The organism is Paenibacillus ihbetae, from assembly GCF_002741055.1.
Taxonomy (GTDB): domain Bacteria; phylum Bacillota; class Bacilli; order Paenibacillales; family Paenibacillaceae; genus Paenibacillus_AQ; species Paenibacillus_AQ ihbetae.
In genome coordinates this window covers 4,832,526-4,844,938 of record NZ_CP016809.1, presented here as the reverse complement: position 1 = coordinate 4,844,938, position 12,413 = coordinate 4,832,526, and the positions used below count along the sequence as shown (strand labels likewise).

Sequence of the window (12,413 nt, the reverse complement as noted above, 5' to 3'; positions counted from 1 at the left end):
ACCAAACCATGCAAAAGTCTAAGATACGGACTCCATGGTCTGTTCAGGTTTCTCCATCACTCCAACCCCATCGGCTATTTACTTGTGTGGTTAGAAAAGGCAGGTTTGTCTCTTCAACCTGCCTCCATCTTATCGCCCATATGTTAACGGGATATGTGTGAATTGTTAAACATCCGTTAAGCCAAAACTTTCCTTCCACAGCGAAGGGCTTGAAGAGGAAATGGCGGTCGCCCCGTGCGCAAGGCACTCCTCCGCGTGCTTTCGCTGCGTAAGCAGCCCGCCGGATATGATGGGGAGCTTCGTCATCTCCCTTACCTTTCCCAGCACCTCCGGAATCCGGGCAGGCATAATCTCGATAACGTCCGGCTGCACCTGATCCAGCGATTGCGTGATGTTGGCAAGCCCCTCGGAATCGATCAGGAAGAAGCGCTGGATGGTGGTAAGCCCCAGCTTCTGCGCTTTCTTCACGACCTGGATCTTCGTCGTAATGATGCCGTCAGGCTTGATTGCATTCGCTAAATATTCCAATCCCGGCTGATCGAAGGACAAGCCGCCGATCTTCTCGACGTGAACGAATACCGGAATGTCATGCTGCTTAAACAAATCCACATAGCCTTTAATAACGCCGATGTTTCCAGTCAGCATGAATACGCAGCTTAATGTATTGCTGAATGTTAGGGCAGCTTCAAGCTGCCTGACGTCCCGAATCGATGCCACGTTCCGGCGCAGCTCAAGCAGCTCCCGCAGACCAGCGGCGGATGATCCCGCAAGCTTCCCCCGCTTTTCCGAATAGGACCGGTTGGCCTTTGATGGTGTCTGATTAACCATGGCTGCTGCCAGCCTTCACTGCTGCAGTATTTGCAAGCTCGGCGTCTCCTCTCGCGAGCAAAATGCTGCACGCTCGCTCAAGCTCCGCACCTCTCGCATTTGCATTCGGACTAAAGTGCTTCATATGGCGATGAATTTCAGGAAGCTGCTTCGAAAGCTCCATGTCATCAATGTCGACGGCATGGATGTGAATATAATCGTCTTCCATTTCGACGATCCGATAAGCGTGCTGGTCCAAGCAAGCGGACAGCTGCACGAAGGTCCAGTTGTTCTGTTGCGTAATGGAATCGACATGGGTATGCCCGTTGAAATAGACGGCTGAGCCCTGCTTTTGGCTTAAAATGCGCCACATATCGATCGAAGGGTCAATGGAGCCTTTGTCCCGATCCGATCCTGTCGTGGTCAAATGCACCGGGTGATGCGCGAACACAAGCATCGGCTTCGTGCCGGAGCTGACAACGATATGCTCGAACCAGCTCAGCTGCTCCTCGTCAAGCCAGCCTCCCCAGTTTGTTAAATCCATCTCTCTTGTCGTATCCAAAAATACGAACACCGCATGTTCCATGTCGAGCGCCTGATAACGGGCCTGGCCCGTCCTCATGAGCAAATCCCGCTTGGGCTGGGAATAGGTGTCGTGATTCCCGAGCACATGAACAAAGTTCGTATCGTAACGCTCCATGATTCCATAGACTTCATCAATCTCTCTCACCGTACCGAAATTCGTAAGATCACCGAGCGAAATATGCATATCCGCTTCAGCACTCATGAAATGGTGCAGCATTCTTGTATAAAACGCATCCCTTGCCATCACCCATGCGCCAATCTGTTCGTCCGCCTCGTGATAATGCAAATCTCCAAGGATCGCCAGCTTCATCTTCACACTCTCCTTATGCGTTTTGTCTCAGATCCATTATAGTAAGAGAATGTTATCCGAACGTCCCCTTTAGTAGATAGTTATGTAAAATAAGCTATTGCAGGGGCCTCGCCTTCGACATGGCAGCACACGCCGATCCAGTAGGAAGCCTGAGACTCGCAAAATGGAAGGCCAAGATATAGGCGGCAGTGATCGGTGCGGCAGGACCTGAGCGGTAGCGAACTCGGCAGTGGTTACATGGGCAGCTTGGATATAGCTGTGACGATATGGAAGTGACGATATTACAGTGGATTGTGGCCCTAAAGTTAAACGTTCTTATCCGGCCAAACAAAACCCATGACCCGCCGGGATTTCCGGCCATGTCATGGGTTGCACGATTTCTGGCTCTTAAGATTACATCTTTTCGACTAACTAATCCCCAAGCATGACCACGGGCTGCAATAAGCAGTTTATCGCTTGACCGCACGCATCCACGCCAAAGCAATCCCGCCCGTGACGATCCCCCAAATGGCGTTCGTTATCAGAACGCCGACGATGGCAAACGGATTCGTCACCGGTCCTTGGAGCTCGCCGGTCAGGATTGGCGAGAGAACGGCGCTGATCAGGATGACCAGAATGCCGTATACCATGCCGGTATACATCAACGTCATTACAGGCTGCTTCACTCGCGCGAGCACGGCAGCTGCAATCCATACGACGGAAATGGCAACCGTAAAAATAATGCTGCCGGCAGGCTGCCCGATTTGCTGCAGCAGGCCAAGCATGCTCATAAGCGGACGAATGCAAGCAACCACAGCTAAAATCAAGATGAGCTTTGCGTGTTTATTTCCATCTGTGACGCGGCTGTATTCTGGATAAGTTTTCATCAATGGCTTCCTCCTCCGGAGCGGAAATCCGGCCGTTAACCAAGCCGCCTGTCGGGAACCCGGAGAATCTCTTTGTAGTCCCCTCAACACAAGCCAGACCGGATTTCCCGCTCCCTTCTTGACCCTTATCATATCAGTCTCATGTTGCAAACTTATTGCGGTGCGTCACGGAAGCGATGAAATTTCAAATATTGTGCGCGGCCCCTCCTGCCTCTGCAATGTTTTGGTCTGGAACGGTTATTAAGAGCCTAACAAAGGAATTCATAATGGTTCATTCCGCCGCTTAGGTTCCCCAATAAAAGAAGGCAGCGCTGTAACAGCGGCTGCCTTCTCAGGCTGTCGAGAAAGTCTCGACAGCTATTTTCTTGTGAATTTAATTCAACACGACACCGCGTTAATGTTGTATAATAATAGTAAATAAACCGTTCGGAAGGGTGTTACATATGTTGCGTTCGAATCGAGAAAAACAGCAGACTTACGAATTTGTTTCGATTGAAGAATTGGTTCCTCAAGATCATCTGCTCCGTAAAGTGGACAAGTATATCGATTTCTCTTTCATCGACGAAAAGGTTCGTCCGCTTTACTGTGCGGATACTGGGCGGCCTGCTATCGACCCTGTCGTGTTATTTAAGATGATTTTCCTCGGTTATTTTTATGGCATCCGTTCCGAACGCCAACTCGAACGTGAAATTCAAACCAACCTTGCTTACCGCTGGTTTTTGGGGTTAGGTTTAACCGACAAAGTGCCGGACCACTCTACGATTAGCTGGAATCGTCGCACGCGCTTTAAAGACACCGAGATTTTTCAGGAGATCTTCGATGAGATTGTGCTTCAAGCTATCCAGCACCGTATGGTGGGCGGACGTGTCTTAGTTACCGACTCAACCCACGTCAAAGCGAATGCGAACAAGCATAAATACACAAAAGAACAGGTTTTGCAAAACACTCGTGATTATGTGAGTGAACTTAATGCGGCCGTAGAGGCTGACCGGAATGCACATGGAAAAAAGCGCTAAAGCCAAGAGAGGACGTGATCGAGGAAAAGGAAGTTAAAGTGAGCACGACAGATCCCGAAAGCGGTTATATGATTCGTGATGGGAAACCGGAAGGATTCTTCTATTTAGACCACCGTACCGTGGACCTGAAATATAATATGATTACGGATGTCCATGTCACCGCCGGAAATGTCCATGATTCTGTACCATATTTGTCCCGTTTGGATCGTCAACAAGAACGATTTGGTTTTAAAGTCGAAGCCGTTGCTCTGGACTCCGGGTACTTGACTTCACCCATCTGCAAAGGGCTGCAAAGCCGAAACATCTTTGCCGTTATTGCTCACCGAAGATTTCACCCGACCCAGGGTTTATTCCCTAAATGGAAGTTCACGTATGATGCGGAGCGCAATCTTTATGTTTGCCCTGCAAAGCACGAATTACCGTACAAGACGACCAACCGTGAGGGATACCGACAGTACGCTTCGGATCCACAGCACTGCAAGAACTGCCCGTTATTAAATGAATGCACGCGGTCTCGCAACCACCGAAAGGTGGTAACTCGTCATGTCTGGGAGGACAGCAAAGAGTGGGTGCGAGGCAACCGGTTGAGTCGATCCGGGAAATATCTCTACCGAAAACGAAAAGAAACGATTGAGCGAAGCTTCGCGGATGCCAAAGAGCTCCATGGGTTTCGCTATTGCCGTTTGCGCGGGCTGCAAAACGTCAGGGAACAGGCCCTGATGACAGCAGCTGTACAGAACATGAAGAAGATGGCGATCCACCTGGATCGCCTGGAAAAACGGGGGTAATCTCCCCGTTTTCACTTTTGAAGTGACCACTTGAAATTGAGAAACCCTGCACTTTAGAAAAAAGTACAGGGTTTCTCGACAATCTGAGAAGGCAGCGCTGTAACAGCGGCTGCCTTCTTCTGATTATCCTCGAGGTTCACATTGGATGAATAGGTTCCTGGACTAGATCTTCACAGCATCAGCATGAGGCCGCATTCGTTACGGTGCCTCTGCGGATCGTACCGATCCCTCCCCGGCCTTGTGCAGCTGCCGGCATTCCGGCTTATCACACACGCCGTAGTACACGGCAATCTTATTGGTGTCCACCGTATCTACTAGAGAGCTGCAATGCCTGCAAATGATAACGCCCATATTGATTTGCTTCATGGAATGGTACATGTCTCACTCATCCTCTCTTGTTCTTGTTTGATTCATTTGATTCGTATGGACTGCCGGGTCCTGCATAGGATGATACTTACAACATCCGAAAAGGAACGATCAATATATGATTCCTAAATACGCATCGGATACCATTAATGTACACTATAAACGAGATAAATTCAATTAATAACGACCTATTTATTCGAAAACATTTTAATTATGACGTCATATATAATAAAAAAGAATTCATCTTCCTTCCATGATGCAAAGCAATGCTTGATTCAAACAAAAAAAACGGCCCACAGAAGCTTCCTCCTGTGCAGCCGTTTCGGATGCCGTATATTTACGTTTAAACGTCTTCTTCTTCCGGGTCCATCGTATATTTCACCTGCATCATAATATTCTGCTCGTGATCTCCGAATTGGCGGCCGAACAGGTTCAGCCCGCCCTGGTGTACGGCATCGGGCTTGATGCCGATGCGCAGCCGCAGCTTCGGGCTTTCCGAGATGCGGAGATCGCTTAAGGTAACGTCGGAAATTTTCTCCATATCCAGCGTCGTCTTCTCATGATCGACCCGCCATGTTTTGAGAAACCCATACTGCGTCGCCCAGTCATACCACCAGTTCGGATTGAGCTTTCCGCGCCGGTCGCCGAAATCGCCGGGGCTGGTCCACATGCCGATCTCCACTTCATTCACCCATACCGAGATGTTAGACGGCCAATTACTGTCGTAATTGGGCGCCTCGGAGCACATCTCCATCGAGAGCTCGAGCGATTGGATGCGTGCACCGGCCGGAATATCCATCGGCAGCAAATATTCCAAATACCCTTTGCGCAGCCAGATGATCTGAGCGTTCACATGCTTGGGATGATAAAAGCTCGCCGGTTCGTCCTCCTTGATGATGTAGCCTTCAGCATTCGCCATCCCGCAAGTAGGGTGCACTTCGCAATCGCTGTAATGCCCGATGGGCATGTCCACCTCATAGACATGCATGACTCCTTTGGGCATGGTGTTTCTTAAATTAAGGGCGATATGAATGTCATCATAATTCCGGCTGCATACCTTCATCGCTCCGCGGGATGCCGGAAGCAATTCCGTATTGATGAGCTCTGCCGCTTCCAATACCTTGATATTGCTGGCCACGGTCGATACGGGAAGCTTAAGCGTCTCTGCGATTTCCATAATGTTTAAGTTTTTGGAATTCAAGAGGCGAAGAATATCTACCCGGGAACGCGTCGACAAAGCATGGGTTACCTTAACAAGCTTCTCCGGGTCGTTAAAACTTAGTTCCAGCACGAATCCGCTCCCCTTTATCTTAATCGTTACAATCATCTTACTTCGAACGGTAATGAAAAACAATGATGCCTGCCTCTGCTGCCGTTTGGCTTATTCTTGATGCTGATCGATTGCGGAATTTGAATAATGGAAGGAAAAGGACCCCCGGAAAATCCGGAAGCCCCTCTCGATTGGATTCGCCTTCGTTTTACTCACGCGGTACCCGTGCCCTGCATCTTAATTCGCCGGTTTAATATCAAAGAAGTCAATTTCGCCATACTCTTCGCCTTTCGTAAACCGGATCTTGTTGGCTCCGGCTTTCAGCTGGATTCTGGCTGTGGACAGTCCCCAATTCTCCCAGCCTTTATTCGTGATGTGGAACCGGCTCGGCTCGCCCGAGTTTACGCTCAGCTGCAGATAGGACCAGCCGCCCCCGGCCGTCCCGTTGGCGGTGCGCGCAAGCAAAATATATTCGCCTGCCTCCTGGACGTGAACGTTAAAATCTACGAAGCTCTCCGGGGTATCAATATGACCTGCCTTCCGGCCGCCTGAGCCGTTCGGGCTTTCCGATGCATAGGCCGCCCCGCCGAAAGCTCCCTCCTCCCCTTCATACCGGAGATGAGCCGGTTCACCGGAAGGCAGAGGAATCGGCGTGTTCGGATCGACCGGTTCGCCGAGATTCGGCGTGCCGTCCGCATGCCACGTGAATTTCTGCATCCGAACCTCCCGGTTCCACCCGGCATTATTGTATTTGGCCACATGATACATGATCCAGTCCTCCGTATCATCCGGAGACTTCGTCAACGAATGGTGGCCTGGACCGTAAAGCCCGTTGCCGGACTTGAATATAGGCTGGTCCCGCTTGGTCCATGAGGCGGGATCCATAGGATCGCTGGATACACTCGCGGTGATCAGTCCCAAGCAATAGTCATTGGTCCAGCTTCCGCTTGCAGAATAGACAAGATGAATAAGGCCGTCCCGGACGATGACCTGAGGTCCTTCATTGACTTGGGGAACATGATTCGTTTCCCAGCTGTACGTCGGTCTGGATATCTCCACCCGCTCCGAGTCGATGGTCCATGGATTGCTCATATGGGCAATATACAGGTTCTGACGGATATTGACGTCTCCTTCCCAGCCGGACCAGATGAAATACAGCTCCCCGCCGAGCTGCAGCACCGTCCCGTCAATCGCCCATTTGTTCGTCGGATCGGTGATCTGCCCCTTGTATTCCCACGTGCCTTGGGTCGGATCAGGCGATTTGTTCTCCATGACGTACATGCGGTGATTGACATTGTCTCCGTCATCCTTGGCGTAGTATATATACCAGGCGCCGTCAATGTAATGCAGCTCCGGTGCCCAAATGTTGCAGCAGCCCGTGTTTACCACCGTTGTAGGGGCCGCATCAATCGTAGTGAGCTGGGCGGATTTCCAGATCGTCACGTTGCCGCCGGTCGTTTTCGTGAAATAGTAATAGCCGTCCGTATGCTTATACACCCAAGGGTCTGCCCCCTCCTGCATGACAACGTTATAGAAGTTGTTCTGAACGGAGGCTGCTTGCGTCGTCTGTCCGATCGGAAAAACAAGCAGCGCGCATATCGACAGCAGCAAGGTGTTCCTGAAATTCTTATTCATCATCCGGTTCACGTCCTTTCGGTACATGTATGATCATGCGCCCAAACGGCTATTCGGCACGGTCCGCATTCGCCGCCGCTGCGGGCGGCGTTATGCGACCCTGCTTAGCACCATCGGCCGCAGGATGGCAAGCTCCGGGATATCAATCTTCGATGGCCGCTTTGCGCGAATTGATGCGGCGGATGGCTTCAGGGTCAAATTTCGCCTTTCTTTCGTAGGTATACAGCCCGTTGACTTCCTGCTCCACGTCGTATAGCTGCGTGTAACAGAATCCGAACATCATCGGATGATCCAGCAGCGTGCTCGTTAACCCCTCGTAACGCGCAAGGAATTCCTCTTCGGAAGCCGGTCTCTCGCCGTACCCCCAGGCCTTCCCGTCCTTCTGGTCCGGGTTCCACCATATCCCGCCGTACTCGCTGACGAAATAGGGCTGTCCTCCGTAGGTTTGCCGGTTCGGAAACGTATTGTACACCTCGCCGCCGTCCTTCATCGGCTCAAATTTTTGGCGGAACGTCTCCGGATTCTGATCATAGTCATGAATGTCGAAAATATCGGTGACGACATGGAAGTTCCCGCTGGTGTCGATCACAGGACGGGTCGGATCCATACGCTTCGTCACCTCGTAAACGATGCGAAGCACATCGTTATGCTGCTTCGTGCCATCCTTATCCCATGTTTCGTTAAACGGGCACCAGCCGATCAGCGCTGGATGATTGAAATCCCGCTCTACGCCTTCCAGCCACTCCGGCAGAAAATGGGACACCGCTTCGGTCGTCGTGATGTCCAAGCCCCAGTTCGCGTGCTCGCCCCATACCAGATAGCCTAGGCGATCCGCCCAGTACAGAAAACGCGGCTCAAAGATTTTCTCGTGAAGCCTGGCCCCGTTAAAACCGAGCTCCATGGAGAGTTCTATATCCCTGCGAAGATCCTCATCGCTCGGCGCCGTGTAGATGCCGTCCGGATAAAAGCCTTGGTCCAGCACAAGCCGTTGAAACACGGATTTGCCGTTAATCCGGAATGCCATGCCGTCAAGACGCAGGGTCCGAAGACCGAAATACGATTGGACGGAATCGCTTGCGCGGCCCTGATCGGTCAAGGACAGGGCCAGGTCGTACAGCCGCCCGTTTCCTGCTTCCCACAGGTGGATCTCCGACAAGGGAACGGTGAGCTTAACCGAAGGTCCGGATACGATCGCGCCGGCTTCGCCGACAAGCCGGCCGTCGAAATAGGCGGAAGCGGCAAGCCGCTCCCCGGCCGCGCTCCCTTCGACCGCAATCTCGAGATGCACGCAGGCATTATCCGGATCCCCCACCAATTTCATCGACGCCATATAAGCCTTTGGCACATGCTCAAGCCATACCGTCTGCCATATCCCTGTCGTACGGGTGTAGTCGCAGCCGTGCGAGTGGTATAATCCGCTCTGCTTGCCTCGCGGCTGGCGCCCCGAACGAACGTCGTCCTCCGCATATACCGTAATGACGTTGCTGCCCGGCACGACATGGGACGTAATGTCGAAGCTAAACGGCGTGTACCCTCCGCGGTGCGAGCCGGCAACCGTCCCGTTCACCCATATCTCGGCTGCATAATCGACGGCGCCGAAGTGGAGCAGGATCCTGCCCCCGGCCCAGTCTTCCGGCACGGTGAACGCCCGTTTATACCAGACAGCGGCCATAAAGTCTTTATATTCTACGCCGGAGAGCTTGCTCTCCGGACAGAAAGGCACCGTGATCGTCCCGGACAGCTCGTAACCGGGATCCGCCAGTCCGCGGTCCTTGCCGCTCTTGCCGTGATCAATTTCAAATTGCCACTGGCCGTTCAGATTGGCCCACGCGGACCGGACCCATTGGGGTCTAGGATACTCGGGGCGCGGGATGTTCGATGAATGAGTCATGGCTTTACTCCTTTTTAATGTCTGATTATGTCTATATTTGCAAAAGGCCTATCTTACCATTTCGGGATCTGCCTTCGTCGACTCGGCGTCAATATCCGGCTCCGCACTTAGCGGTTCGGTTAGCGTTCCCGTCATGATCGCGCGGATCATCTCAAGCGGCGCTTTCGGCCTTCTGTCATAGGTGAGCAGACCGTTGATCTCCTGCTCGACATCGGTCAGCTGCGTATAACAGTAGCCTTGCACCACCGGCGAGGTCAGCATCGGGTCGACGACGGCTTTAAGCCGGACCAGGAAATCCTCTTCGCTGTCCGCTCCCGAGTATCCCCAGCCCTCCCACTCGCTCTTCTTGAAGGCGATGCCTCCAAACTCCGAAACGAGAATGGGCTGGCCTTGATAGGAGGCGCCCCCGACGAAAATGCTGCGGTTGGCCGGCATCGCTTCCACGGCGGACTGCACGCTTGTATAGCGTTTCTCCAGCACCTCTTGACGGCTCTCATAGTCGTGAATCGTGACCAGGTCGGTGGTCATATGCTCCCAGCCGTCGTTATACACCACCGGTCGCGTATCATCCAGCGATTTCGTCAAATGATACATGGCCAGCCCGTGCTGCTGCTGCCGGCTGTCCATGCGGACATTCGGGATTCCCCAGCTTTCATTCAGCGGAACCCAGGTGACGATGCACGGGTGGTTATAATCCCGCTCGATGATCTCCTGCCATTCCTTGGTGAAGCGGCGTACATACTCTTCGGAATAGTCATACGCATTCGCCGCCTCGCTCCACACAAGCAGCCCGAGCCGGTCGCACCAATAGAGGAATCTTGGATCCTCCGTCTTCTGGTGCTTCCTCACGCCGTTGAAGCCCATCTCCTTGGCCAGCTCCACGTCGCGTCTCAGCGCATCGTCCGAAGGAGCGGTTAGGATGCCTTCCGGAAAATATCCCTGGTCCAGCACCAGTCTTTGATAATACGGCCGGTTATTCAAGCAGAGCTTGCCGTCCTCGATCGACACCTTCCGCATGCCGAAATAGCTCGCAACCTCATCGACGACCTCTTCGCCGCTTACGAGCCGAAGCTCCAAATCGTACAGATTCGGATGCTCGGGGCTCCACAGCCGGCCAAGGCCATGATCCGTGAAATCCCCGAGGCCGATGGTCCGCAGCTGCTCGCCGCTGCGGATCGAATATTGATCCTCAGCCACGACTTCGTTCCCGTACGTTACGGTAACCTGAAGCTTTATGTCATCTGCCGCTTTCAATCCGTCAACGAAGGTGCGAATCCGGATTTCATTCCGATCGATGTCCGGCGTGACCACCGTTTTTCTAAGATGCACGGAGGATAACGGCTCCAGCCAGACGCTTTGCCAAATGCCCGTCGTCCGGGTGTAGAAGATGCTGGCCGATTTCTCCAGCCAGTATTGCTTGCCCCTCGGCAGCGTCACGTCGCGGCTGAAATCCTCGGCCCTGACCACCAGCGTGTTGCTCCCCTCAACGAGGAAACGGGTAATATCCGCATGAAACGGCGTGTGGCCCCCTTCATGAACAGCCGCAAGCTGCCCGTTAACCCAGACCTTCGCCAAATAATCGACGGCGCCGAAATGAAGCAGAATGGTTTTTCCTTTCCAGTCTTCCGGGATGTGAAAGGTTCGCCGATACCATACCACATCATGGAAGGAGGGATCCGCGATGCCGCTCAGCTTGCTTTGGAACGCGAAGGGCACATTGATCTTTCGATGGAACGAATCGGAGCCATCCGCCTCATACCACCGTTCTTGCTCGCCGACGTCTCCGTCGTCAAATCCGAATTCCCACTCTCCATTCAGGCTCAGCCATGCCTTGCGCATGAACTGGGGCCTCGGATACTCCGGGCGCGGAGGCTGCGTATGGTTTGTTTCTGTCATCAAGATGTCATTCACTCCTCATTGATTCATTGTTGTATCTATCCTTTGATCGAGCCTACGTAAACGCCTTTAACAAAGTACTTCTGCAGGAATGGGTATACCATTAAAATCGGCACCGTCGAAACGACGATCGCGCAGTACTTCACCAGCTCCCGGAAAGCGTTCGCGCTCTGGGCGCTGTTAATGACGACGCCGCCGGCGCTCCCGATCGACGTTGCCGTGGCATCGTTCGCCACCAGAATTTCCTTCATTAACAGCTGCAGCGGGAACAGCTGCCGGTCTTTAAGCAGCACCATCGCATTAAACCAGGAGTTCCAGTTCCCGACCAGATAATACAAGAATATGACGGCGAGCGTCGCCCTCGACAGCGGCAGGATAACGTTGACCAGAATCTTCGCCTGGCCGGCGCCGTCAATAACGGCCGCCTCCTCCAGCTCCCTCGGTATGGCCTGGAAGGCGGTCCGCAGGATAATGATGTTCCATGTGCTGATGGCGGTCGGCAGAATCATGGCCCATAGGTTGTTGTACAGCCCGATGTCCTTCATCAGCAGGAACCAAGGAATCAGGCCGCCGCCGAAAAACATGGTGATCGTGATCAGGATCATGATGAAGTTTTTGAAATATAGGTCCCGCCTGGACAGCACGTATGCCCCCAGTATCGTCATCACCATGTTGACAAGCGTGCCGAGCCCGACATAGATGATCGTGTTTTTGTACCCATTGAGCAGGCTGTTGTCCTTAAATACCAGCTTATATCCGTCAAGCGTAAATCCAAGCGGCTTGAACAGCGCGCCTTTATGGGCAATCAGAGCGGTAGGGTCGCTGACGGAAGCGAACAGGATATGCAGGATCGGATAAAAGCATACCAGCGTCAACGCGGCCAACAATGTATAGTTCGCGAAATCGAATACGAAGTCTCCCACCGATTTATGCTTTCTTTTCCCTCGTGCTTTGATCTTCTTGTTATCGATCATGGCCATCTC

Annotated in this window: 10 protein-coding genes; 1 reads left to right on the top strand and 9 read right to left on the bottom strand. The window is 52.7% G+C overall.

The window, feature by feature from the left end; genetic code table 11:
• Positions 1 to 165 precede the first annotated feature (165 nt).
• From BBD41_RS21720 to BBD41_RS21710, 3 genes are all read right to left on the bottom strand, one after another.
• Positions 166 to 828: a glycerol-3-phosphate responsive antiterminator gene (locus BBD41_RS21720; RefSeq protein ID WP_099478695.1), complete on the bottom strand. Its 663-nt coding sequence runs from the start codon at positions 826 to 828 to the stop codon at positions 166 to 168.
• Positions 821 to 1,702 carry a metallophosphoesterase family protein gene (locus BBD41_RS21715; protein ID WP_077567667.1) on the bottom strand — a complete coding sequence of 294 codons (882 nt, stop codon included), beginning with the start codon at positions 1,700 to 1,702 and terminating at the stop codon, positions 821 to 823. The genes BBD41_RS21720 and BBD41_RS21715 overlap by 8 nt, the downstream gene beginning before the upstream one ends.
• A gap of 449 nt (positions 1,703 to 2,151) precedes the next feature.
• The gene (locus BBD41_RS21710; RefSeq protein WP_206098258.1) at positions 2,152 to 2,568 is read right to left on the bottom strand and encodes a hypothetical protein; all 417 of its coding nucleotides are present in this window, start codon (positions 2,566 to 2,568) and stop codon (positions 2,152 to 2,154) included.
• A 443-nt stretch (positions 2,569 to 3,011) separates the two neighbouring features.
• Here BBD41_RS21710 and BBD41_RS21705 point away from each other — a divergent pair.
• A protein-coding gene (locus BBD41_RS21705; protein ID WP_099476806.1) for an IS1182 family transposase occupies positions 3,012 to 4,372 on the top strand; the annotation gives its coding sequence in 2 pieces (ribosomal slippage) (positions 3,012 to 3,579 and positions 3,579 to 4,372; 1,362 coding nt in all).
• A gap of 198 nt (positions 4,373 to 4,570) precedes the next feature.
• Here BBD41_RS21705 and BBD41_RS21700 read toward each other — a convergent pair.
• The 6 genes from BBD41_RS21700 to BBD41_RS21675 form a co-directional block, all read right to left on the bottom strand.
• Positions 4,571 to 4,750 (bottom strand): GapA-binding peptide SR1P, encoded by a 180-nt coding sequence (locus BBD41_RS21700; RefSeq protein WP_099478694.1) that lies wholly within the window; start codon positions 4,748 to 4,750, stop codon positions 4,571 to 4,573.
• Between the two features lie 331 nt (positions 4,751 to 5,081).
• Positions 5,082 to 6,029: an ArsR/SmtB family transcription factor gene (locus BBD41_RS21695; RefSeq protein ID WP_077569067.1), complete on the bottom strand. Its 948-nt coding sequence runs from the start codon at positions 6,027 to 6,029 to the stop codon at positions 5,082 to 5,084.
• Positions 6,030 to 6,245: 216 nt separating this feature from the next.
• Positions 6,246 to 7,646 (bottom strand): family 43 glycosylhydrolase, encoded by a 1,401-nt coding sequence (locus BBD41_RS21690; RefSeq protein WP_206098257.1) that lies wholly within the window; start codon positions 7,644 to 7,646, stop codon positions 6,246 to 6,248.
• Positions 7,647 to 7,785: 139 nt separating this feature from the next.
• A complete protein-coding gene (locus tag BBD41_RS21685; RefSeq protein WP_077567670.1) occupies positions 7,786 to 9,534 on the bottom strand; it encodes a glycoside hydrolase family 2 protein in 1,749 nt (582 codons plus the stop codon).
• 48 nt (positions 9,535 to 9,582) lie between these two features.
• Complete coding sequence (locus BBD41_RS21680; protein WP_099478693.1) at positions 9,583 to 11,430, bottom strand: glycoside hydrolase family 2 protein; 1,848 nt, start codon at positions 11,428 to 11,430, stop codon at positions 9,583 to 9,585.
• 38 nt (positions 11,431 to 11,468) lie between these two features.
• Positions 11,469 to 12,404 (bottom strand): carbohydrate ABC transporter permease, encoded by a 936-nt coding sequence (locus tag BBD41_RS21675; RefSeq protein ID WP_007127493.1) that lies wholly within the window; start codon positions 12,402 to 12,404, stop codon positions 11,469 to 11,471.
• Between the last annotated feature and the right edge of the window lie 9 nt (positions 12,405 to 12,413).

What these genes read in the sequence shown, in the direction of transcription:
- BBD41_RS21720 (WP_099478695.1), bottom strand. Translation starts at nt 828, where the DNA reads ATGGTTAATCAGACACCATCAAAGGCCAACCGGTCCTATTCGGAAAAG.
- BBD41_RS21715 (WP_077567667.1), bottom strand. Translation starts at nt 1,702, where the DNA reads ATGAAGCTGGCGATCCTTGGAGATTTGCATTATCACGAGGCGGACGAA.
- BBD41_RS21710 (WP_206098258.1), bottom strand. Translation starts at nt 2,568, where the DNA reads ATGAAAACTTATCCAGAATACAGCCGCGTCACAGATGGAAATAAACAC.
- BBD41_RS21700 (WP_099478694.1), bottom strand. Translation starts at nt 4,750, where the DNA reads ATGTACCATTCCATGAAGCAAATCAATATGGGCGTTATCATTTGCAGG.
- BBD41_RS21690 (WP_206098257.1), bottom strand. Translation starts at nt 7,646, where the DNA reads ATGATGAATAAGAATTTCAGGAACACCTTGCTGCTGTCGATATGCGCG.
- BBD41_RS21685 (WP_077567670.1), bottom strand. Translation starts at nt 9,534, where the DNA reads ATGACTCATTCATCGAACATCCCGCGCCCCGAGTATCCTAGACCCCAA.
- BBD41_RS21680 (WP_099478693.1), bottom strand. Translation starts at nt 11,430, where the DNA reads ATGACAGAAACAAACCATACGCAGCCTCCGCGCCCGGAGTATCCGAGG.
- BBD41_RS21675 (WP_007127493.1), bottom strand. Translation starts at nt 12,404, where the DNA reads ATGATCGATAACAAGAAGATCAAAGCACGAGGGAAAAGAAAGCATAAA.